The sequence below is a fragment of the Novosphingobium rosa NBRC 15208 genome, assembly GCF_001598555.1.
Lineage (GTDB): Bacteria > Pseudomonadota > Alphaproteobacteria > Sphingomonadales > Sphingomonadaceae > Novosphingobium > Novosphingobium rosa.
In genome coordinates, this window is the sequence record NZ_BCZE01000031.1 from 40,351 (window position 1) to 63,936 (window position 23,586).

The window sequence follows — 23,586 nt, forward strand, 5'->3', positions numbered from 1 at the left end:
GGCCAGTCGTTGTGACCGTGCCTTTCCCGGTGCGGCGATGTTATGGGAGGCAGGTAAGCTGCAGTAGATCGCGCAAGGCTATATCAGCTATTCGGCGATACATGGAAAGTTTCAGGCATATTTTATAATATGCTTTTTATATGTATTTTTCTGTCGGAAAAACAATTCAATCCCATCACTGCTTTGGATCAAAGACAAAGCGGCGCCACGGTCCTCGGCGCGCTGACCGCCACCATCCGCACCGGGATCGGCTGTCCGGTCTGTCCCTCTGTTTCCGGCGGTACGCGCTACGGCCTGACAGACTGCTTGATCCCCGCCACCGCTTCATGCCAACGCAGGGCGCGACACTCGAAGCGGGCCGGGCCATGATTCACACTTCTCGACGGGCGATGCTGTCGTGGCTGGCGATGCTGCCCCTGTCCACTCCGCTCTCGGCCTATGCTCAGGGGATCACGCCCGTGCCTGACGATTCACTGTCCGACGCGCAGCTCAAGGCGCTGATCGACGCGCGCATCGCCGGGCGCGCTGGTGAGGGCATCGCCATCGCCCTGCTCGACACCAAAGGCCAGCGCATCCTCGGGCGCGGCCCCGCAGGGCAAGCTCCCCCTTTCTCCGCCCGCACGCTGTTCGAGATCGGCTCGCTGACCAAGCTGTTCACCGCGCTGATCCTCGCCGATATGGCGCTGAAGGGCGAAGTCGGACTCGACGATCCCGCGCAGGCCTGGCTGCCGCCCGGCGCCAGCATGCCGCAGCGCCATGGGCGGCAGATCACCTTGCGCGATCTGGCCATGCATCTCTCCGGCCTGCCCCGCCTGCCCGACAACATGCCCTTCAGCCATCCCGAAGACCCCTATGCGGATTACGGCGAAGCGCTGCTGCTCGATTTCCTGGCCCGCTATCGCCTGCCACGCGATCCGGGCATGCGGTACGAATACTCCAATCTCGGCTTCGGCCTGCTCGGTTCCTTGCTGGCCCGCGCCGCGCAGACCGATTATCCGTCGCTGCTCGCCCGGCGCATCACCGGGCCGCTGGGGCTGCATGACACGGCGATCACCCTGTCACCCGACCAGCAGACGCGTTTCGCGCCGGGCTATGACGCCGCCATGCGCCCGGCCAGCCCCTGGAGGTTTACGGCGCTCGCCGGGGCCGGGGCGATCCGCTCCACGGCGCAGGATATGGCAATGTTCATGCAGGCGGTGATGGACCCCGCCTCGGTGATCGCCCCTGCGATGCAACTGGCCACCGCCTCCCCCCACCCCATCGGCGATGGCCGGAACCGGGCAGGTCTGGGCTGGGTGATCGGCCAATCTCCGGCAGGCGAGCCCTTGCTGTTCCATGACGGCGGCACGGGCGGTTTTCGCAGCTCGATCATCGTGGAGCCGGGGCGGCGGCACGGTGTGGTGGTTCTGGCCAATGCCGCCGCCGAGCCTGCCACGGCCGACCTTGCCGCCCATCTGCTGCTGGGCGCTCCCTTGCAGCTGATCAGCCCGGCGCCGCCGATCATGACGCTTCCGGCGCAGCGGCAGGAACGGGCGCGGCGCTGATGCCGCGCCCGGCCCGCCATCGGCTCAGGCGACCTGCTTGAAGGGATGGCCGCCGCGCGCGATCTTGCTCTGGTCGAACAGGCGCAGGATCGGGAAGTCGACGTCGTTGCGCGACACCTTCCAGAGATAATTGGTCATGAAGTTGAGCACGAGATGGCCGAAGACCTCCGTCACATCCTCATCGCTCCAGCCGGCATCTTTCACCGCCTGCACCTCGGCATCGGTCAGATCGCCCTTGTGGCGCACCAGCAGCAGCACGAAATCGAGCAGCGCCTGTTCCTTGGGGTCGGTTGACTTGCCACGACGGGCCAGATCGATGTCCTCATCGGTCAGCTTCTGAAGCTTGGCGATCGCGGCCAGCAGCGAGATGCAATATTCGCAGCCGTTTTCCTCACCGATGGCCAGGCCGATCTTGCGCGCCAGCTGCTTGCTGAAGCGGCCCTCGGTCAGGTTCTGGAACAGGGCGAGATAGCTGTTCATCGTCGCGGTGGAGTTGGTCAGCACCGAAAGCAGGATGGGATGCTTGCCGAACTTGCCTGCGGTGTTGTCGAGGATCTCCTGCTGCGCGGGGGTGGCGGTTTGCGGGGTGACGACATTGAGACGAGCCATGAGGTGGTTTCCTTTTCCGAATCATACCGAACGATCGGTACAGTTCATAAATGCGGAAACGCCAAGCTCACGTCAAGCTTGAAATGTACCGATCGTTCGGACTATATGGCAGGCGGAGGTTCCGTGATGCCACAAATACGCAAGGTCGAGGATGATGTGCTGCTGGAGCGGCTGGCGCGGACATTCAAGGATGTCGGCTATGAGGGCGCATCGCTCAGCGCGATCTCCGAGGAGACGGGGCTGAAGAAATCCAGCCTCTATCACCGTTTTCCGCGTGGCAAGGAACAGATGGCGCAGGAGGTGCTGCAGCAGGTGGCGCAAGCGCTGGACACGCACCTCTTCCCCATCCTGGCCGGAGACGGCACGCCCGAGCGCAAAATGGCCGCCTTCGTTCGCGTGATGGATGGCGTTTATGCCAGTGGGCGGGAATCCTGCCTGCTCAACATGCTCTCCCCGCCGCGCGGCGCGCAGGGCGTCTGCGGCGCGGCCATCGCCAGCACCTTCCACCGCCTGCTTGCCGCGTTGAAGGATGTGGCGTGTCAGGCCGGGGCGTCTGAGGAGCAGGCCGCGCTTCGCGCCGAGGAGGTGCTGATCGCCCTGCAAGGCGCGCTGGTGCTGGCGCGCGGTATCGGCGATCCGGGGGTGTTTGAACGCATGCTGGCGCGCCTGCCCGGCATCATCGATCCGCAGGACCAAAAGCATGATCTTTGAGTGGAACGGCCACGCGATCCATTATCAGGATGAGGGCAGCGGACCGGCCATCGTCTTGCTGCATGGCCTTGGCGGCAATACCGAAAACTGGTTGCATCAGCGCCATTTTCTGTCGCGCACGCATCGGGTGCTCTCGCTCGATATGCCCGGTCATGGCCTGTCAGGCGGGCGAACCGTGGCTTTCGCCGACTATCCGCGCGCCATCGCGGCGATGCTGGATCATGCCGGCGTTCAACAAGCGGTGCTTTGCGGGCTCTCCAAGGGCGCGCGAGCCGGGATCGCCTTTGCCGCGCTCCATCCCGAGCGCGTCAGCGGCATGGTCATCGTCAACGCCTTCCTCCACCTCGAACCAGCGGATCGCGCCAAAAGGCTGTCGCTCTATGATCTGCTGCTTGAAAAGGATGGCCCGCAGCGCTGGGCGGACCGCCTGCTGCATCTGATGGCGGTCGAAGCCTATCCGGCCATTGTTCGCGGTTTCCACCGCTCGCTCGAGCGGATTGATCCTTTGCACATCCGGCGCATCTTTCGCGAACAGATCGACTGGGATCAGCGCCCGGATCTAGCCGACATCGCCTGCCCGGTGTTGGTGGTGAAAGGCAGCAAGGACGATTTTATCCCGAGCTACTGCCCCGCAGACATCCTCGCCGGACTGCGCGACGGTGAGCTGACGGTGATGGACGCGGGCCACCTGCCCTATCTGGAGGCCCCCGCCGCGTTCAACCGGCACCTCTCGGCATTTCTGGCGCGGATCGGCACGGTTTCAGGATAGGCTTCAGCGCGGCAGGACAAGCTCTGCGCTCAACCCACCCTCGGGACGGTTGGCCAGAGACAGTGCGCCACCCTGCGCCTGCGCAATCTTGCGAGCGATGCTCGTCGCCCGAGCCATGGATCTGCGCCCTGCCCGCATAGCGCAGCGCATTGTCGACCAGATTTTGCAGGCAGCGGCGCGATCCTTGCGCGATCCCGCGAATCCCTCACTTCCCGCGGCAGCGCGTCAGACAGGTGCGGCGCAAAGCCCGGCGCGGCCAGCAGGCGCAGGCGGCTGATGCTCATATCGATGGCGCGATCGGCGGGATCGTGCTCGCGGCCATAGATGCGCTGCGAGAGATGGTCGCGGCTCAGCGTGCGATAGGGCTCACCCAACATGCTGCGCAGGGTCACCACATCCACCCCGCCCAGCACGATGGGATCGCTGTTCACGTTACCCAGCAGAAGATTGCGTTTCGTGTCCAGAGTCCAGCCCGCGAAATGCAGCCGCGCCGGTTCCTCCTGCCTTGGCGCGAAGCGCTCGACGCGCCTGAGGATCACCTGGATCCGCGCCAGCAACGCGCGCGGGGTGGATTCCGTCCGCAATGTCGGCGGCAATCTGACGGTGGGCGGCTACACGCTGGTCAATCTGATGGCGCGCTATCAGGTGACCAAGGCAATCCAGCTCTCGGCCAATGTCAACAATCTGACCGACAAGACCTATTATCGCCAATATGGCTTCTATGATGGGCTGATCTATGGCGATCCGCGCTCCTACAGCATGATGCTGCGGGTGCGGATCTGGTCACCACGCCATGCCGGGGGCCGCAATGGTCCCCGGCGCAGGCTCAGCTGCGGCCCACCTGCATCAGCGTGGCATCGGAGGGCAGCAGCTGATCGAGGAACGGCAGAATCGCCGCGCCGATCGCCGCCGCATCGCCCGCCATGGCGGCGCGCAGGATCGGAGCGGTGGCAGGCAGCCTGATCTGCGCCAGCCTGTCGGTCAGGCGCAGCGCCAGCGCCTGCGCCAGCGATTCGGGCAAACGCCCACCGATGATGATGGCATGGGGATCGATCAGGCAGTTGATGTTGATCAGCGGCGCGGTGAGAGCCCGCGTGGCGTCCTCCACCCATTGCTCCAGCACTGCCGCCGTGGCCGGATCGCCTTCATCGATGGCCGAAGGGCCGGAAACATACACCCCCGCTTTCGCCAGATACTGCATCAGCGCGGACAGCGAGACGATATCCTGCACCACCGCGCCGGGCGCATCACTGGTGGGATCGGGCAACAGGCCCAGCTCGGCGCTGCGGCGATTGGCGCCCTCGACATAATGGCGGTCGATCAGCAGCCCCCCGCCAAGGCCGGAGCTGATGAAGATATAGAAGAAGCTGGGCAGCGTCAGCCCGATGCCCGACTGCGCCTCGCCCAGAGCGGCGGCGGCGGCGTCATTGTCGATCAGCACCGGCCAGGGCAGAACGGGTTCCAGAAGCTTGTGCAGGGAAAGCTGCGCCCAGCGGTCATAGTCATGCGGGCGGCCCGGCAGAGTGATCGCGCCCAGATCGTCGGGCAGCGCCACGCCCACGCCCAGCACCCTGTCGCGCCCGACGCCGGCGTCCTGCAGCAGCGGCTCCAGCCCATCGCGCACGAAGGCCACGACATCCTCGGGCAGGGCGAAGGCCATGTCGCGGGTGATCCGGCTGCGCACCTCGCCCGCCAGATCGAGCGCCACCAGCGTCAGGTGATCGCGGTCGATGTTGAGGCCGATGGCGATGCAACCCAAGGCGTCGATCTTGAGCCGGATCGCGGGCTGGCCGCGCGGGCCCTGCAGGCGGCCGATTTCTTTCACCAACCCCTCGTCGATCAGGCGGCGCGTGATGTTGGCGATGGTCGGCGCGGTCAGGCCGGTGGTGCGGGCCAATTCGGTGCGGGTGGTTTCGGCGCTGGTGCGGATCGCCTGGAGCACGACGCGCTGGTTATAATCGCTCGCCCGCGCCAGATTGGTGCCCGAGAGCGAGACGGCAAGGCGCGCGCCGCGCCCATCGCGCGATGGTTCGCTGCTCATCGCGCATCCTCCCGGTGCAAAAGGTCCGAATGGTTGCCCAAGGCTCGATCTGCTTCAATCACATATCCCACCTTCTCTGCATTGCCGATGCACCCTGCGCTTGCCAATCGCAAATTTAATTAAAATAAATTTTTTAATTACTCTTGATCGCCGCACCGCCTCGCCGTAGCGTGCCCCACAAGAGACAAAAACAAGCTTGAAGGAGAGACCGTGTCGGTTCCCCCCTGCATCGGTTCCGCCCGATGACACTTGCCCCATCCCTGGCCCTGTCCCGCCGCGCCATGCTTCTGGCCGGGGCCCTTGCGCCTTTTGCCGGGGCCTCCTTTGCGCGTGCGGCGGCGCCGCTGATCAGCCGCCGCCCGGCGCCCGGCAAACGCAGCTTCGTCTCGCGCGCGGTCGAGCAGGAGATCCTGCGTGTGCGCGGCAAGATCGCCGACCCCGAATTGGGCTGGATGTTCGAGAATTGCTATCCCAACACGCTCGACACCACCGTGCGCACCGGCATGGTCGATGGCCAGCCCGACAGTTTCGTCATCACCGGCGATCTGGACGCCATGTGGCTGCGCGACAGCTCGGCGCAGTTGCAGACCTATGTGCATCTCACGCCTTACGACGCCGATCTGCGACGCCTGTTTCAGGGCGCGATCCGGCGGCAGGCGCGCTGCATCCTGATCGACCCCTATGCCAATGCCTTCACGGCGGACCCCACGGCGATGTCGAATTTCGGCGCCGCCACCGATCTCACCGAGATGAAACCGGGCGTGGCGGAGCGCAAATGGGAGCTGGACTCGCTGTGCTATCCCATGCGGCTGGCCCATGCCTATTGGACCGCCACGCGCGACGCCTCGCCCTTCGATGCGCTGTGGTCGCAGGCCATGGCCCGCGCCGTGACCACCATGCGCGAGCAGCAGCGCAAGGACAATGACGGCCCCTACCGCTTCGAGCGTGTCAACCGCCACGCCACCGAGACGCTGATGCTGAAAGGCCTCGGCGCGCCGAGCCGCAAGGTCGGGCTGATCCATTCGATGTTCCGCCCTTCGGATGACGCCTGCACCCTGCCCTTCCTGATCCCATCGAACCTCTTTGCCGTTTCGGCGCTGCGCATGCTGGCGCAGGTCCACACCGAAGCGCGGTCCGACACCGCCGCCGCTGCCGCCTGCACCGCGCTGGCCGATGAGGTCGATGCCGCGCTGGTGGCTCATGGCCGAATGGATGACGGCACCGGCCAGCAGGTCTGGGCCTTCGAGACCGACGGCTTCGGCAATGCCCTCTTTATGGACGACGCCAATGTGCCGAGCCTCTCCTCGCTCCCCCTGCTGGGCGCGGCGCGGCGCGACGATCCGCTCTATCTGCGGACCCGCGCCCTCGCCTGGAGCCCGCGCAACCCCTATTTCTTCAGCGGCAGCGCCGCGCAGGGGATCGGGGGGCCTCACAAGGGACTCGGCATGATCTGGCCGATGTCGATCATCGTGCGCGCCATGACCACCGACGACGACAACGAGATCCGCCAGTGCCTGCGCTGGCTGAAAGCCTCCCACGCGGGCACCGGCTTCATCCATGAAAGCTTCGACAGGAACGATCCCAACACCTTCTCGCGCCCCTGGTTCTCATGGGCCAACGGGCTGTTCGGCGAACTAGTCCTCGACCTTGAACGCCGCCGCCCCGCCCTGCTTGCCGAAACCTTCCCACAGGAGATCCCCGCTTGATCCGCGCCACCCGCCGCGAGCTGCTTGTCGGCTCCACCCTCGCTCCGCTTGCCACTGCCCTGCCCTTTGCCGCCAACGCGCAGGCGCCTGCCGCCACCGCGCCCGATCTCTTCGTGGGCAGCGGCGGGCATGGCCACACCTTCCCGGGCGCCACGCTGCCCTTCGGCATGGTCCAGCTTTCGCCCGACACCAACAATGCGGGTTGGGATGCCTGTTCGGGCTATCACCAGTCCGACCGCTCGATCATGGGCTTTTCGCATACGCATCTCTCGGGCACGGGGATTGGCGATATGCTCGATGTGCTGGTGGTGCCCACACGGGGACCGCTCAAGCTGGTGCCGGGCACCACGGCGAACCCCTCCGAAGGCTATCGCCAGCGCTACAGCGACGAACATGCCGAGCCGGGCTATTACCGAGTCAAGCTGGAGAGCGGCGTGATCGCCGAGCTCACCGCCACCGAGCGCACCGGCCAGCACCGCTACACCTTCCCGGCGGGCCCGGCCCACATCCTGATCGACTTCGCCCATTGCAAGCAGGAGAGCGCCGATGAGCCGATCCGCATCGAGGACGCCTCTCTGGCGCTGGATGCCGATGGCACGCTGACCGGCAGCCGTCAGGTCTTCCGCTGGGCCGAGGGGCGGCGCATCCATTTCGCCATGCAGCTTTCCCGCAAGCCCGACCGCGTGCAGTTCTTCGGCGACAATGACGCGCCTGCCGCTGCCGGGGCGCAGGGCGTGGCGGGCCACAAGCTGAAGGTCGCGCTGTTCTTCAACGAGGCAGGCAGCGCGCCGATCCTCATCAAGACGGGCATTTCGGCGGTCGATGTCGCGGGCGCCCGCGCCGCTCTGACCGAGGCGCCGGGCTGGGGCTTCGATCAGGCCTGCACCAATGCGCGCCGCATCTGGGCGCAGGATCTGGATGCCGTCCGCGTTAGCGGCGGGACGGCGGCGCAGCGCACCATTCTCGCCAGCGCGCTCTATCACACGTTGATGGGGCCGACCTTGTTCAGCGATGTCGACGGGCGTTTTATGGGCCTCGACCAGCAGGTCCACACGCTGGCAGCGGGCGAGCGCGCCTACAGCGCCTATTCGCTGTGGGACACCTATCGCGCGCTGCATCCGCTGATGACGCTGATCCGCCCGGAGATGGCGCAGCGCTTCGTCCACGATCTGATCCGCCAGACCCAGCAAAGCCCCTATGGCCCGCCGACATGGCCGCTGCAGGGTGTCGAAACCGGCTGCATGAACGGCACCCATGCCGTGGTGGTGCTGGCCGAGGCGAAGGTGAAGGGCATCCCGGCCGATTACGCCGCCGCATGGCCCAACATCCGCCGCCATGCCTTCGATCTGACCATGAAAGACACCCGCGCCACGCTGGGCCGCGATCACTATATGAAGCTGGGCTATATTCCGGCGGACAAGATCAAGGAATCGGTCAGCCGCACGCAGGAATACGCCTATGACGACCATGCCATGGCAATTCTGGCCGAAGCGGCGGGCGCGCATGAGGATGCGGCGGCCCTGCGCAAGCGCAGTGGCAACTGGCGCAACGTGATCGATCCGAAGATCGGCTTTGCCCGCCCGCGCTTTGCCGATGGCAGCTGGTGGGCGCCCTATGACCCGATCCAGCTGGGCCATATGCCCGAACCGCACTGGCGCGATTACACCGAGGCCAATGGCTGGCAGGCCACCTTCCTCAACCAGCACGACATCTATGGCATCATCGCCCATTTCGGCGGCGAGGCGGCCTATGAGGCAAAGATCGACGCCCTCTTCAACGCGCCCTCCACCCTGCCGCACAATGCGCCCCCGGACATCGCGGGTCTGGTCGGCCAGTATGCCCATGGCAATGAGCCGGACCAGCATGCCGCCTACCTCTATGCTTATGTGGGCGCGCCGTGGAAGACGCAGGCGATGGTGCGCCGCCTCTGCGCCGAGATGTACAAGGACGACCCCGACGGCGTGATCGGCAACGACGATTGCGGACAGATGAGCGCGTGGTTCATCCTCTCCGCGCTGGGCTTCTATCCGGTCGATCCGACGACGGGCATCTATGTGCTGGGCTCGCCCCTGTTCGACAGCGCGCAGATGCGCCTTGGCGAGGGCAAGCTGCTGACGGTCAACGCCATCAACAACGGCCCGGACCGGGTTTACGTGCAGTCGGTGCGCTGGAACGGCAAGCCCTGGACGAAGAACTGGATCGCCCACAGCGATCTGGCGCAGGGCGGCACGCTGGAGTTCACCATGGGCGAGAAACCCTCGCGCTTCGGCGCGGCCAAGGCGGATCGCCCGCCTTCCGCACCCAGGGCCTGAGGTCAAGGCACCGGCCCGCTTTCCCGCCCGGTCACGCATTGGCAGTATCCTGTGGGTGGCCGGGCGGGGGAGCGGGCCGGTGCCGCCCGGATCATGCGCCTTGGCGCATGATCCCAAAGGACGTCAGAAGAAAGTGTCGATCACCTCGATGCAGCGATAATCGTCGCCGACGACCAGCAGCTTGCGCCATTTGTCGAAGGTGAGGCAGGGGTGCGAGATGTCAAAGGCGATGATGTCTCCCACCGCAATGTCATCGCCGGGCGCGATGGTCAGGTAAGCGTGCTGATCCATCATGCCCGTCACCTCCCAATGGGTTGGCGCGGCTGCGGGCTTTTCATCGCGCCCTTTGCGGAAGAGCGTTGCGGGCCGAGGCATCCCCGCATCGAAGGCCACATCGCGCTTGCCCATCGCCACCACCGCGCGTGCGGGATCGGGCAGCGACTGCACCACCGCCCAGATGCGCAGCGCGGGTTGCAATGCCTCGCCAAACGTCGGCGCGACGGGGTTGCGCTTGAGGATCTGCTCCTGCGCGATGCGGTAAAGCCCATCGTCATGGCTGATGTAGCAGCCGGGGCGCAGCACGATCTGCGCCCTGCCCGTTTTGGCCAGTTCAGCGGTTTCTTCCGCCACCACATCATACCAGGCCGAACCCGCGCCGGAGAGGATCGGCGTGCCCTCAAACCGGCCTTCGCCGATCAAACGCTCCGTCACCGCGACGGCGCGGCGCACAAAACGACGGATTTGGGCTTCATCCGGCAGCACGCCTTCGTAGAACTCGACACCAGCGAGGCGCAGTGAACCCTGCCACTGATCCAGCGCGGCTAGCACCTTGGCCAGCCCTGCCTCATCGCGCACGCCGGTACGATAACCGGGCTGATCCGGTTCCGGCGCGAGTTCGATCAGCACATCCAGCGTCACGCCCCGCGCCTGGCAGGCCTGCCCCAACATCGCCACACAATCGGGCGAATCCACGATGCACAACACCTGCTGTTCAGGATCGGCCAGCAGGTCGAGAATCGCGGCGATGTTCGCATCCCCCACCACCTGATTCGCGATCAGGATGCGGCGGACGCCATGCGCGGCAGCCACCCGCGCCTGCTGGCTGGTCGCCACGGTGATGCCCCAGGCCCCCGCCTCGATCTGGCGCTGGAACAGGCGGGGGGCCATCGTCGTCTTGCCATGCGGCGCCAGATGCAGCCTATAGGTCTCGATAAAGGCGCGCATCCACCCCAGATTGTGGGCGATGCGGCTCTCGCTCAGCACGGCGGCGGGGAAAGGCACCTCGCCCGCCAGCAGGTTCCACCCCGCCTGGCCGGCGGGCCCCACGCCCTTGTCGAGTTCAAAGTGATGGTCGCTCACGGCAGGGACTCCCTCTTAAAGAAATTTGTTTACATTATTCATCGATGCGGTGACAAGGCCAGCAAGAAAGTGCCGCGGCGAGGATAAATATGACAGAGACCATCATCGCAGACGTCACGGTTTACGATGGCACCGGCACGCAACCTTTCCCCGCCGATGTTACCCTGCGGGACGGGCGCATCCACGCCATCGCTCAACCCGCCACCCATGCCCCGGCCCATGCCATCGACGGACGCGGCCTCGCGCTGGCGCCGGGCTTTATCGATGCCCATACCCATGACGATCTCATCGTGATCGCCGCGCCGCAGATGGCCGCCAAAATCACCCAGGGCGTCACCACCGTGGTCGTCGGCAATTGCGGCATCAGCGCGCATGCGGATTTCAGCGCGGTGGACGAGCTGCCCGATCCGATGGTCCTGCTGGGCGATCCCGCGCAATTCCGTCATGCCGATTTTGCCGCCTACGCCAGAGCTGTCGAAGCGGCCCAGCCCGCCACCAATGTGATCGCACTGGTCGGCCATACGGTGCTGCGCGCCCGCCATCTCGACCGGCTGGACCGCGACGCCTCACAGGCCGAATGCGCCGCCATGCGCCATGATCTGGAGCAGGCCCTCGCCGCCGGAGCCTTCGGGCTTTCCACCGGCCTCGCCTATGGCAACGCCAATGCCGCCTCCACGCAGGAGGTGATGGCGCTCAGCGAAGCCCTGCGCGACACCGGCGCGCTCTATTGCACCCATCTGCGCAGCGAGGCGGGCGCCATCACCCAGGCGCTGGAGGAAGCCTTCACCATCGGGCGGCATGCAGAAGCCCCCGTTATCGTCTCGCACCTCAAATGCGCCGGAGCGCCGCAATACGGCCGCAGCGGCGAAATCCTCGCCATGATGGAGAAGGCCGCCGCAGATCACCCGGTCGGCTGCGATTGCTACCCCTACACCGCCAGCTCCTCGACGCTGGATCTGAAACAGGTCGTGCCCGAAACCCCGATCAAAATCACCTGGTCCGAAGGCGACCCCACGCAAGCCGGGCGCATGCTCTCCGACATCGCCGCCGATTGGGGCGTCAACCTGCGCGAGGCGGCGGCAAAGCTGCAACCGGCCGGCGCGGTCTATCATTGCATGACGGAGAGCGATGTCGACGCCATCCTCGCCCACCGCCTGACGATGGTGGGCTCGGACGGCCTGCCCTGCGACCCGCGCCCGCATCCGCGCCTGTGGGGCAGCTTCCCCCGCGTGCTGGGCCATTACGCCCGCGAGCGCGGCCTCTTCCCGCTGGAGGTCGCCATCCGCAAGATGACCGGACTTCCCGCTGACCGCTTCGGCCTGCGCAAGCGCGGCTATATCCGCGAGGGTTACGCCGCCGATCTCGTGCTGTTCGACGCAGCCAAAATCGCCGACACCGCCACCTATGACGATCCTGCCCAGCCCGCCGCAGGCATTCTGGGCGTCTGGGTCAACGGCACCCCCACGCTGACCGCGCAAGGCCTCACCGGCGCGCGCGGCGGCACCATGCTTCACCGGACCACTCCGGCCCATCACGAAAGGATTTCCTGAATGACCTCAGATCTCAAGCGCTATGGCGTCGAAGGCGGCAGCGGCACCGGTGGCCAGCACCTGCCCTTTTCCCGCGCGGTGGAAGCCGATGGCTGGCTCTATGTTTCGGGTCAGGTGCCGATGGTGAACGGCGAGGTGATCGATGGCGGCATCATCGCCCAGTCGCATCAGGCGATCCGCAACGTTCTCGCCATTCTGGAAGAGGCCGGATACGGGCCCGAGCATGTCGTGCGCTGCGGCGTGTGGCTGGATGACGCGCGCGATTTCATGTCGTTCAACCGCGTGTTCAAGGAGTATTTCGGCGCCAATCCTCCGGCGCGCGCCTGCGTGGTCTCGCAGATGGTCGTCGACTGCAAGGTCGAGGTCGATTGCGTCGCCTATAAGAAGCCCGCGTAAATGCACAGCGGCGGCCTGCTCTTTGCCGAGGCGATCATGGCGATCGCCGCGCTGATTTTGCTGATCGTGCGCGTCCGGCTCAGCCCGTTTATCGCGCTGGTGCTGGTCTCGCTGGCTTTGGCGCTGGCCGCCGGGATACCCCCCACCGGCATCGTGAAAATCTTCGAGACCGGTGTGGGCGGGGCGCTTGGCCATATCGCGCTGGTCGTCGGGCTGGGCACGATCCTGGGCAAGATGATGGTCGAATCCGGCGGTGCCGAGCGCATCGCCGATACGGTCATCGGCTTTTTCGGGCCGCGCCGCGCCGATTGGGCGATGATGAGCGTGGCGCTGATCGTCGGCCTGCCGGTGTTTTTCGAGGTCGGCTTTGTGCTGCTGGTGCCGATCGTCTTCACGGTGGCGCGACGGCTGGACGCGCATCCGATGAGGGTCGGCCTGCCCATGGCGGCGGGGCTGTCGGTGGTCCATGCGATGGTGCCGCCTCACCCCGCCGCCATGCTGGCCGCGCAGGCCTATCACGCCGATGTGGGGCTGACGGTGCTGTATGCGCTGATCGTGGGCATTCCCACCGCCGCCATTGCCGGGCCGGTCTATGCCAAATGGGTGGTGCCGCGCCTGTCTCCCTTGCAACCCGTGGGCGCCGAGCCTGCCGCATTGCATGACAAGCCCACACCGCCCGGCTTTGGGATCACCTTGGCCACGCTGCTGCTGCCGGTGCTGCTGATGATGGCGGGCAGTCTGGCCGCCGCCGTGGCCACGCCGGGTTCGTCTCTGGATGCATCGCTGCGCTTTGTCGGCACGCCGGTGGTGGCGCTGCTGGCCGCCGTGCTGGTCAGCTATTGGACGCTAGGGCTGGCGCGCGGCATGTCGGCGGAGGCGATCCGCAGCTTTACCAATGACTGCCTTGGGCCCACGGCGATGATCACGCTGGTGGTCGGCGTGGGCGCGGGCTTCGGTAAGGTCTTGACCGAGAGCGGGATTTCCGGCGCCATCGTGCAGGCGGTGGCCGGAGCGCATGTGCCAGTGCTGGTGTTGGCATGGCTGATCGCCGCGCTGATGCGTGTCGCCACCGGTTCGGCGACGGTCTCCATGGCGACGGCGGCGGGCATCGTCGCGCCGCTGGCCGCCGCCAGCCCCGGCGTGCGGCCCGAGTTGCTGGTGCTGGCCACCGGCGCGGGATCGGTGGTGTTCAGCCATGTGAACGATGGCGGCTTTTGGCTGCTGAAGGAATATTTCGGCATGAGCGTGGCCGATACGATCCGCAGCTGGACCGTCTGCGAGACGCTGATCTCGATGGTCGGCCTGTTGCTGACCTACGGCCTTTCGCTGGTGGTGTGAGGCCCGCGCCTGACCGGCGCGGGCTCCACCCTTATTTCACCTCACCATCGGCGATGTTCCAGCCACGCAGCCGCACCGTTGCCGTGCCACGTTGCTGCGGGTAGCGCACCGTCACGCGGCGCGTTTCGCCGGGCAGCAGCGAGAGGTAATTGTCGCTGAAATAGGCGGGCAGGATCTGCTCGCCCTTCGCGTCGAACAGGGTGAGCTTGGCCTGAAGCGCGGGCGTCCGGCCCGTGTTGGCCAGCGTGATGGTCTCCACCTGCTCGCCATCGGTGGGTGTTTCCGCCTGAGCGCCGGCCTTGAGCGTCACCTGAGGCATCGCGCTCAGCGCCCGAAGGTCTTCGGGCCTAGCCGCCTGCCAATAGAAATTCTCCGACAGCTTTTTGCCATCGCTGGCGAACGCTTCCAGCCGCACCAGCACCGGCCCCTTGGCCAGCACCGCATCGAGCGGCAGCGTCAGGGCCTCGACGGTCGCATTGGCGCCGACATTCACTGTCGCCTCGCGCGTCAGCAGCGTGGCGCCGGAGAGATCGGTCACAAACGCGCGCATCCGCACGCCCTTCACCGCCGCCAGCGTGGTGTTGACCATCACCAGCTGATGGCCCGGCTGGTTCATCTGGATATGGACCGGCTCAGCGCCCTTTTTCGTCCCGTAGAAGGCGGCATGCGTGTCGTAATCCGAGGAATAGATCTGGAAATCCGCCGAGGGCCAGGCCGGATGCGTCATCCACAGCATGCGCGCGCTGTTACGAGTCCACAGCCCGGCGTTAAAGCCCTCGAAAATGGCGCGGTGGGATTCGTAGTTGAGCATCTGCGCCTTGCGCTCGAAATCCTTCAGATCCTTCGCCGGGCCGAACTCGTTTTCAAGCGCCTGCGTGAAGCTGGCCATGGAAACGCCGCGCTCCTGATGCCAGTCGTGATAGACCCAGGCATCGCTGACCGGCCAGCGGTCGGCAGGGGCAGGCACGGTGCGCTGCCAGGCCTCCAGCGTGGGGAAGCTGGCGGTGCCGACCTCCACGGCGAAACCGCGCGGATAGGAGGTGAAATAATCCTCCGGCCTATGCCATTCATAGGGGCCCGAACCCGCCAGATTGATGATCCGCGAATTGCCCTTGTAGAGCCGCGTGCCATCCTCCTGCCAGACCATCTCCTGCAAGGCATTCTGCAGTGCGGGCTGGGGCACACCCTCATTGCGCCCGAACCACAGCACGATGGAAGGATGCGTGCGATAGCGCCGTACCACATCGCGCGCATTGGCAACGAAGAGCGGCACATCCTGCGCCTCGGCATCGCCGTCCTGCGTCGATTCCCAGAAATCGTTGAGCACCATCAGACCGTTTTTGTCGGCGAGCGCATAGAAGGCCTCTTCAGTGCTCTGGCCCATCCAGTTGCGGATGATGTTCATCCCCGCCTCGCGGTGCAGGCGGAAATAGGGCGCGAGCCGCTCGGGGGCGACGCGCTTCATCATATCGTCCATGCCCCAATTGCCGCCGCGCGCGGCAATCCGCACGCCATTGACGCGCAGCACCAGCTGCGTGCCGAGCGGATCGTCGGGCAGGGTTTTGACCGCAGGCGAATTCTCCGCCCCCGGCATCAGCGAATTGGCCCAGCCCCCGCGCACCTTGCGGAGCGCGGCATGGCGCTCATCGATCACCGGCGTGCCGAGGCGATGGGCCAGATCGCTGTCGACCAGCACACGGCGCAGCGTGCCCTCGCTATCCAGCGAGGCCAGCTCATAGGTCACGCTGCGCATGCCGAAATCGAGATCGCGCGTATCGGACGGCGCATGATCGGCCGAGGCGGTCAGATGCAATCTGTGCAGCACCGGATCGCCATAACCATTGGGCCACCACAGACGCGGATGAGCGACCGCCAGTTGGGGGAAGCTTTTGGGATCGAAGTTGACAGTCGCTGTGCCACCCGCTGGCACGGTGATGGAGCGCTCCACCGCCACATCATCGAAACTTGCCCGCACCGTGGTGGTGACTGCCGCCGAGCCATGGTTGACCACCGGCACTTCAATGGAAACTTCCGCGATGGAGTTATCGGCGCGCGGCAGGCGGGTGGACACGGCGGGATCGCCAAGCGTCACCACGCCGGTTGCCGCCAGTTCCACGCCTTGCCACAGGCCGGTGTTGCGATCGCGCACGCCGGGAATCCAGTCCCAGCCCTCGCTGGCGCTGAAGGTGGGACCATCGCTCATCAGGGCGCCGCCATTGTCGCCGCGACCGCCCGCCAGAGACTGCTCATGCGCGATGCCGGGATGCGGCGGGGGCGAGACCAGCACGGCGATGCTGTTCGCGCCGGGCTTGAGCAGTTGCGTCACATCGAAGCGGCCCCGGATAAAGGCGCCCTTCACATCGCCCACCGCCACGCCATTCACCCAGACCTGCGCGGCATAGTTCACGCCGCCGAAGGTGAGCGTCAGCCGCTTGTCCGGCAGGGCGGGCAGGATGAATTCGCTGCGATACCAGTAATCCTGCCGCGACAGGCTTTCGGGAATCGCCATATTGTTGAGGCCGATGGTGGGGTCGGGATAGACGCCGCGATCGACCAGCGTGGTCAGCACGGTGCCCGGCACGGTGGCGGCATGCCATGTTTTCGCATCGAAACCCGTGCGGGAAATCGTGGCGCCATCGGCCTGCAGGCGCGGCGCCTCGATCAGTCGCCAGCCGTTGACGGCGTAACGCCCCTCGCCTTTTGCCTCCAGCGCGGGAGCATCGTGCAGCGGCTTGGCGACCGGGACTGGGAAAGGCGCCTTGCTCTTCGGCAACTCCCAGACAGGCTGCGGGATCGCCAGACCGTAATTCGTCTTGACCTGAAGCGGCCAGCTGGGGCTGGCATCCTCGAAGCGGATCAGCGCTTCGTCAGGCGGGGTTAGCGCCAGATCGCCCGCGCCGGGCAAGTTGGGCATGAAAGCGAAGCCGGCGATATGGCCCGCAAAACCCGGCGCACCCGGTTCACGCGCGCCCAGGACGACAAGCCCGGTCGGGGTCACAAGCCGTGCTTTGGCCGATCCGGCAGGCGCGCCATCGACGGAGAAGCGCACCACCTCCCCATCTCCACTTGCGACCAGCAGGTGCCAGCTTCCCGCCGTCACCGGCTGCGCGGCCCGGATGATTGCGCCGCCAGCGGCGAACACCGGCTTCCCATCCTCCAGCGCTAAGCTACGCAGATCCTCACCCTTGCCGATCCCCGCCACAGGGGCCCGCCCCTTGGGCAAGGCGGAGGGCTTGACCCAGACCCGCAGCGTCCATTGCGCGGCATCGGGCAAATGTTCGTCAGCGCCATAGCCCTGGGCGGGATGCTCGATGCCGTCCGAACCGCTCAGGAAGACGGCGTTATACGGCCCGATCTCGGCCCGCTTGGGATGGGCGATGCGCGAGGAGGGCCAGTCGATCTGCTGCGCCATCACCGGCCCTGCCGCCACCCCTGCGATCAGACATGCCGCAAGGGCCTTGATCCCGTTCATTCCGCTTCCCCTGTTTCTCTCTCGCGCCTACCCTGCCGCAGGTTGACACCGGGCCGCAAGACTTCTTTAGACAATTTTATTTATTAAATGGAGAGGAAGCGCAATGCGCCGTTGCACAAAGCTTTTGATGGCCGCCCACCTTGTCCTGCTGCCCGCCTTTCCCGCCATGGCAGCGCCCTCATCCGCTGCCGCCGTCAGCCCGCAGCGCGATGGAGCCGAAATGCGCATCGGCACAGCACTGCTGCGCGTCACCGCCCTCACGGACCAGATTGTGCGCATCCGCATCGCCCGGGATGGCCGCTTCCCCGAGGATGCCAGCTGGGCCGTGCCCGCCGCCATGCGCAAGGCCAGCGTTGCCGTTCACCCCACCGAGGATGGCTTCACCACCGCGCAGATCCGCGTCCGGCTGGCAGACGGCCGCCTGACCGTCGAGGATCTCAGCGGCAAGGTGATCTCGCAAGACACCATCGATCCGCTGACGCTCCACGGCACCGGCTTCACCCTGCGCAAGCAGCTGCCGATCTCCGAACATATCTTCGCGCTGGGCGACAAGACCGGGGCCGATCTCGACCGGCGCGGCCAGACCTATGTCGACTGGAACACCGATGTCGCCTTCTCCAGCACGCGCGACCCGATCTACAAGTCGATCCCCTTCTTCATTGCCGCCGGAGGGCCGGGCGGCAGCTATGGCCTGCTGCTGGACAACACCTTCCGCGCCGCCTTCGATTTCGGCCATGTCGACGCCGACAGCACCATCATCAGCGCGCCCGATGGCCCCATCGACTATTACCTGATCGCCGGCCCCAGCACCGCCGAGGTGGTGCGCCGCTACACCGATCTGACCGGTCGCGCGCCGCTGCCGCCGCTCTGGGCGCTGGGCTATCAGCAGTCGCGCTACAGCTACATGAGCGCGGATGAAGTGCGCCAGATCGCCGCCCGCCTGCGCGCCGAAAAAGTGCCGACCGACGCCATGTGGCTCGACATCGATTATCAGGACCGCAACCGGCCCTTCACCGTCAACACCAAAACCTTCCCCGATCTGGCGGGGCTGACCGGAGAGCTGAAGCGCGACGGCATCAATCTGATCGCCATCACCGATCTGCATATCGCGCGGGCCGCCAATCAGGGTTACGCGCCTTATGACAGCGGTATGGCGGGCAAGCATTTCGTCCGCAATCCCGATGGCTCCACCTTTGTCGGCCCGGTCTGGCCCGGCCCGGCGGTCTTCCCCGATTTCACCGACAAGGGCGCACGCGACTGGTGGGGCACCCTCTACAAGGGCTTCACCGCAGACGGCATCGCCGGTTTCTGGAACGACATGAACGAACCGGCTGTCTTCGAAACGCCGACCAAGACCATGCCGCTCGACACGGTGCACCATATCGCCAGCGACGATTTCGCCCCGCGCGACGCCACCCATGCCGAGATCCACAATGTCTTCGGCATGCAGAACACCCGCGCCACCTATGATGGCCTGCGCAAACTGCGCCCCGATGAACGCGCCTTCGTGATGACCCGCGCCACCTACGCGGGCGGCCAGCGCTATGCGGTGACCTGGACGGGCGACAACAGCTCGACCTGGGATCACCTGCGGCTTTCTGTGCATCAGCTGATCAATCTGGGCCTTTCGGGCTTTAGCTGGGCGGGCGCGGATGTCGGCGGCTTCACCGGCGGCCCCAGCGCCGATCTGCTGACGCGCTGGTTCGAGATCGGCGCCTTCACGCCCATCTTCCGCGATCACAGCGCGCAGGGCGCCCCCCGCGCCGAGCCCTGGGTCGATGGGCCCGATCACCTCGCCATCCGCCGCCGCTTCGTGGAAGAGCGCTACCGGCTGATGCCCTATTTCTACGCTCTGGCCGATCTCAACGCCCGCAGCGGCGACCCGCTGATGCGCCCGACCTTCTACGACTACCCCGGCCTGCTCACCGCGCGCGGCTGCGATCAGAGCATGGCCTTCACCGTGGGCCGCAGCCTGCTGGTCGCCCCGCCGCCCAAGATGGAATCGCCCCAGAGCTACGACGTCTGCCTGCCCGCGGGCGGCTGGTTCGACCTGTGGAGCGGCAAGCGCGTGACGGGCCATCCCTCCCCCGACCAGCGCGACGGCGACGCCCTGTTGCTCACCGAAACGCCCCGCCTCGACAGCCTGCCGGTCTATGTCCGCGCAGGCACCATCCTGCCGCGCCAGCCTTTGGTACAGAGCCTTGCCGAAACGCCCAAGGGCCCGCTGGAGCTGCATATCTATCCCGGCGATAACTGCAGCGGAAACCTCTACCTCGACGACGGCCATTCGCTGGGCTTCACGCGGGGCGCCTTCCTGCGCCAGACCATCCGCTGCACGCGTGACAGCCGTGGCCTGCACATCCTGTTCGACAAGCGCGAGGGCAGCTTCAAGCCATGGTGGCAGCGCGTAGCGATCATCGTGCATGACTGGCATGGCAGCGCGAAGGTGACGCAGGCGGGCAAGTCGGTGGACGCCACACCGGATGCCACAGCTGAAACGCTCGGCTTCGAGATTGCCGATCCCGCGCGCGTTAGCGAAGTTACAGTGGTAGCGAGCTAAAACAAGGCCCCGGAGGCAGAAGGATTAAGGTCTTTTGCCTCCGGCGGCCAAAGGGCCACTGCCCTTTGCAATCCCTTTATTGTCTACGTCAGGCTACTGATTCAGCGTTAGACAATGAGCTCGATGCGCCCGTTATCGCAAGATACTTCGCGGAAGCGCTATGAACTTCGGGAAGATACTTCGCGGAAGCGCTATGAACTTCGGGAAGATACTTCTCACTATATTTTAAAAAATGGCCCGCAATGCCGATTGTGTACTATATATTTGAATAAATTATTATATTTCAGCGCCAAATTTTACCCGAGCGCCCGCGTCCAGCAATGACCAAGCACGCCGAACCATCGGCCTTGCCCTTCGCAATCGCCATGCTTTGGGAACTGTATTCCTCACCCGCCTGGTACTCGGTCTTGCTGATTCCGGCCGCCGCCCTATCGTTTTATCGATACCACAAGACATTGGAAAAAAGCTGGCTGCAAGAGTTTGCCGAGCCATTCTGATGTCGGCGAAGCCTCAGCCTGCTGAGCATTGGCGCTCACATCGAGCACACCGATCAAGTTACAGGTCTCGCGAACAAACTGGTCACGCCCGCCCACTTGATATGGGCGGGCGCCAGATCATTACTTCGCCAACACCGTCCGCGCACCGGTAATCGTCACATCGCGCCACACGCCGCCAGCATCCCCCGGCTGCCCACCGCCCAGAAACAGGCGATAGCGCCCGGGCACGATCGCCCGGGTACCATCCAGTTCCACCAGCGAGAGGCTGCGTGGATCGACGGTAAAGCTCACCTTGCGCGTCTCGCCCGGCTTGAGGCTGATGCGCGAAAAGCCGACGAGCTGGCGCTGCAACACCGGCACGGTCCGCCCTTCGGGCTGGGGCGCCGTCGGCGCGAGATAGGCCTGCACCACCTCGTCCCCGGCCCGCTGGCCGCTGTTGGCGACATCCACGGAGACGGTCAGTGGCTGCCCCGCCGCAACGCTCAGTCCCGCCGCATCACCCGCTGCATAGGTGAAGCTGGTGTAGCTCAGCCCATGGCCGAAGGGGTACAGCGGCTTGCCGGTGAAGAAGCGGTAGGTGCGGTTCTTCATGCTGTAGTCGATATAAGCGGGCATATCGCGCGTGGCGGCGTAGAAGGTCACCGGCAAACGTCCGCCCGGATTGACATCGCCCGCCAGCATCCGCGCAATCGCCGTGCCGCCCGACTGGCCCGGATACCACGCCGCAACCACGGCGTCGGCATGGTCCTTGCTCCAGGGATCGGCGATGGCGGAACCTGTCATCTGCACCACCACCAGCGGCTTGCCGGTGCCCGCCAGAGCCTCCAGCAGGGCCTTTTGCGGCGCGGGCAGCTCGATGGCGGTGCGGTCCCCGCCGACGAAGCCGGGCACCTCGAGCCGCAGCGCCTCGCCCTCCAGCGTGGGCGACAGGCCGGTGAAGGCCACCACCACATCGGCGTCCCTGGCCGCCGCCACCGCCTCGGCCTGCTGCGCGGCAAGCGGGGCGACCCAGCGCAGGCCGATGCCGCCATCCTCGCTCTTGTGAATGTAGTCGATGCGGATGTCGCGCGGGCGGGCGTCGGCGAAATCGAGGACGGTTTCCACGCCATCGTCGCTGCCCCCATCGGTGATGACCGGTTTGCCGTCGATCCACAGGGTGAAGGGATCATGCCCCTCGCAATCGAAGCAGCGCGGCACATCGATGCGCAGCGTATAGCGCCCGGCGGCCGGCGGCGTGATCTGCCCCGTCCAGCGCACAGCGTAGTCCTGCTCGCCAAGACCTTTGACGGGCGGCGCGCGATCCCAGTCGAAATCGATCTTGCGGTCCTGCCGCGTCAGCAGCGGCGTGCCGCTCATCTCCGTGCTGGCGAAATAGGCGCCCTGCAGGCCGGGCTTGCCGTTGGCTGAAAGCGCTGTTTCGGGCACGGGCACCGGCACGCCCTCGGCCAGAGCGCTACCCTGCGCATAACGCACCTGCGCGGCCCCGAAACGCGTGCGAATGCCCTCCAGCGGGGTCACCGGAGCTGCCGCCGTGCCGTGGTAATTGGACTCCAGAGTATCGAGCGAATCCGCATTCGGCCCGATCACCGCGATGCGCGTTCCCGTCTTCAGCGGCAGGCGGTCCTTGTTGGTCAGCAGCACCAGCGCCTTTTCCGCCGCCTGCTCAGCCAGAGCGCGATGCTGCGGCGCGTCGTTCTGCGAAGGCTTGATCTTGTCCCACGGGCTGCGCTGCCCGAAAGCGATCCCCAGCGCCGCGCGCGAGGCGAACACCCGCCGCAGCGCCTGATCCAGCGCGCTTTCCGGCACCAGCCCTTCACGCACGGCTGCGGGCAGCGCATCGTAAGTTGGCCCGCAATCGAGATCGGTGCCCGCCTTCAGCGCCGCCGCCGCCGCCCCTTTCGCGTCGAGCCGATAGTGATGGAAGGTGGCGATATAGCCCACCGCATCGCAGTCCGAGACGACCATGCCCTTGAAGCCCCAGTCGCCCCGCGCCTTGTCGTTGAGAAGGGCGGAAGACGCACAGGCGGGCGTACCGTTCAGCGAATTGTAGGCGCACATCGTCGAAAGCGCCTGCCCTTGCGTCAACGTCGCGCGGAAGGCGGGCGAATAGGTTTCGGCCAGATCACGCGGCGAAACATCGACATCGAAGCTGTTGCGCCCCGCCTCCGGCCCGGAGTGGGCGGCAAAATGCTTGGGGGTGGCAATCGCCTTGGGATGCGCCGGATCGGGCCCCTGAATGCCCTGCACAAAAGCGATGCCCAGCCGCCCGGTCAGATAAGGGTCTTCGCCATAGGTTTCCTGCCCGCGCCCCCAGCGCGGATCGCGGAAGATGTTCACATTGGGCGACCAGATATGCAGTCCGCCAAAGCGCCGCCGGTCAGCGTCGCGCGGCTTGGCATTGTAATGCGCCCGCGCCTCGGTCGAGACGACATCGCCCACCTTGTGCAGCAGATCGACATCCCATGTCGCCGCCAGCGCCATGGCCTGCGGGAAGACGGTGGCGACGCCATCGCGCGCGAAGCCGTGCAGTCCCTCGCTCCAATAGTCATAGGCGGGCAGATCGGCCCTGGGCAGCGCCGGGGCGGCATTGCCGAGCTGGGCTGCCTTCTCCTCCAGCGTCATCGTGGCGATCGTCTGATCGATCGCCTGAGAGGCGGCGGAGGCATCGGCAACCATCAGCAACAGCGGCAGCATGGGCATGTCCTTAAAGGCAAGGTCGAGC

Annotated in this window: 16 protein-coding genes and 1 pseudogene; 11 read left to right on the plus strand and 6 right to left on the minus strand. The window is 65.8% G+C overall.

The features are described 5' to 3' along the window. Nucleotides 1-365: 365 nt before the first annotated feature. A complete protein-coding gene (locus SR3_RS12975) occupies nt 366-1,544 on the plus strand; it encodes a serine hydrolase domain-containing protein (RefSeq protein WP_169805630.1) in 1,179 nt (392 codons plus the stop codon). Nucleotides 1,545-1,568: 24 nt separating this feature from the next. On the opposite strand, the gene SR3_RS12980 is transcribed toward SR3_RS12975, so the two are convergent. Then, complete coding sequence (locus tag SR3_RS12980) at nt 1,569-2,153, minus strand: carboxymuconolactone decarboxylase family protein (protein WP_068086471.1); 585 nt, start codon at nt 2,151-2,153, stop codon at nt 1,569-1,571. Nucleotides 2,154-2,279: 126 nt separating this feature from the next. Between SR3_RS12980 and SR3_RS12985 the strand changes: the two genes are divergently transcribed. Beyond that, entirely contained in the window at nt 2,280-2,864 is a 585-nt protein-coding gene (locus SR3_RS12985; RefSeq protein ID WP_169805631.1) for a TetR/AcrR family transcriptional regulator, read from the plus strand. After that, nucleotides 2,854-3,633, plus strand: coding sequence for an alpha/beta fold hydrolase (locus SR3_RS12990; RefSeq protein ID WP_068086477.1), 780 nt, complete (start codon nt 2,854-2,856; stop codon nt 3,631-3,633). The genes SR3_RS12985 and SR3_RS12990 overlap by 11 nt, the downstream gene beginning before the upstream one ends. Nucleotides 3,634-3,662: 29 nt before the next feature. Here SR3_RS12990 and SR3_RS32185 read toward each other — a convergent pair whose 3' ends face one another. After that, complete coding sequence (locus tag SR3_RS32185; protein WP_218018817.1) at nt 3,663-4,172, minus strand: winged helix-turn-helix domain-containing protein; 510 nt, start codon at nt 4,170-4,172, stop codon at nt 3,663-3,665. A gap of 28 nt (nt 4,173-4,200) precedes the next feature. On the opposite strand from SR3_RS32185, the pseudogene SR3_RS32805 reads away from it, so the two are divergent. Beyond that, nucleotides 4,201-4,260 (plus strand): annotated as a pseudogene (locus SR3_RS32805) (hypothetical protein); the annotation flags it as partial. Nucleotides 4,261-4,459: 199 nt separating this feature from the next. Here SR3_RS32805 and SR3_RS13000 read toward each other — a convergent pair. Beyond that, nucleotides 4,460-5,674, minus strand: a complete 1,215-nt coding sequence (locus SR3_RS13000; protein WP_068086485.1) for an ROK family transcriptional regulator — start codon at nt 5,672-5,674, stop codon at nt 4,460-4,462. A 242-nt stretch (nt 5,675-5,916) separates the two neighbouring features. On the opposite strand from SR3_RS13000, the gene SR3_RS13005 reads away from it, so the two are divergent. Together SR3_RS13005 and SR3_RS13010 are read left to right on the plus strand one after the other, a co-directional pair. Next, complete coding sequence (locus SR3_RS13005) at nt 5,917-7,380, plus strand: glycoside hydrolase family 125 protein (protein ID WP_068086488.1); 1,464 nt, start codon at nt 5,917-5,919, stop codon at nt 7,378-7,380. After that, nucleotides 7,377-9,692 carry a GH92 family glycosyl hydrolase gene (locus SR3_RS13010; RefSeq protein WP_068086491.1) on the plus strand — a complete coding sequence of 772 codons (2,316 nt, stop codon included), beginning with the start codon at nt 7,377-7,379 and terminating at the stop codon, nt 9,690-9,692. Before SR3_RS13005 ends, SR3_RS13010 begins: the two co-directional genes overlap by 4 nt. Before the next feature lie 123 nt (nt 9,693-9,815). On the opposite strand, the gene SR3_RS13015 is transcribed toward SR3_RS13010, so the two are convergent. Then, nucleotides 9,816-11,051, minus strand: a complete 1,236-nt coding sequence (locus tag SR3_RS13015; RefSeq protein WP_157098830.1) for an amino acid deaminase — start codon at nt 11,049-11,051, stop codon at nt 9,816-9,818. 89 nt (nt 11,052-11,140) lie between these two features. Between SR3_RS13015 and SR3_RS13020 the strand changes: the two genes are divergently transcribed. The 3 genes from SR3_RS13020 to SR3_RS13030 are packed head-to-tail and all read left to right on the plus strand — an operon-like array spanning nt 11,141 to nt 14,335. Beyond that, complete coding sequence (locus SR3_RS13020) at nt 11,141-12,601, plus strand: N-acyl-D-amino-acid deacylase family protein (RefSeq protein WP_068086494.1); 1,461 nt, start codon at nt 11,141-11,143, stop codon at nt 12,599-12,601. Then, a complete protein-coding gene (locus tag SR3_RS13025) occupies nt 12,602-12,997 on the plus strand; it encodes a RidA family protein (protein WP_068086497.1) in 396 nt (131 codons plus the stop codon). It begins immediately after the preceding gene. Beyond that, nucleotides 12,998-14,335: a GntT/GntP/DsdX family permease gene (locus SR3_RS13030; RefSeq protein ID WP_068086500.1), complete on the plus strand. Its 1,338-nt coding sequence runs from the start codon at nt 12,998-13,000 to the stop codon at nt 14,333-14,335. It abuts the gene before it with no gap. A 31-nt stretch (nt 14,336-14,366) separates the two neighbouring features. On the opposite strand, the gene SR3_RS13035 is transcribed toward SR3_RS13030, so the two are convergent. Further along, nucleotides 14,367-17,807, minus strand: coding sequence for a glycosyl hydrolase 2 galactose-binding domain-containing protein (locus SR3_RS13035; RefSeq protein ID WP_084455513.1), 3,441 nt, complete (start codon nt 17,805-17,807; stop codon nt 14,367-14,369). Between the two features lie 127 nt (nt 17,808-17,934). Here SR3_RS13035 and SR3_RS13040 point away from each other — a divergent pair, with 127 nt between their 5' ends. Together SR3_RS13040 and SR3_RS31290 are read left to right on the plus strand one after the other, a co-directional pair. After that, entirely contained in the window at nt 17,935-20,367 is a 2,433-nt protein-coding gene (locus SR3_RS13040; RefSeq protein ID WP_245653900.1) for a glycoside hydrolase family 31 protein, read from the plus strand. Nucleotides 20,368-20,687: 320 nt separating this feature from the next. Continuing rightward, entirely contained in the window at nt 20,688-20,864 is a 177-nt protein-coding gene (locus SR3_RS31290; protein ID WP_157098831.1) for a hypothetical protein, read from the plus strand. Between the two features lie 120 nt (nt 20,865-20,984). Here SR3_RS31290 and SR3_RS13045 read toward each other — a convergent pair whose 3' ends face one another. Continuing rightward, nucleotides 20,985-23,558, minus strand: a complete 2,574-nt coding sequence (locus SR3_RS13045; RefSeq protein ID WP_068086506.1) for a glycoside hydrolase family 3 C-terminal domain-containing protein — start codon at nt 23,556-23,558, stop codon at nt 20,985-20,987. Nucleotides 23,559-23,586: the final 28 nt, after the last annotated feature.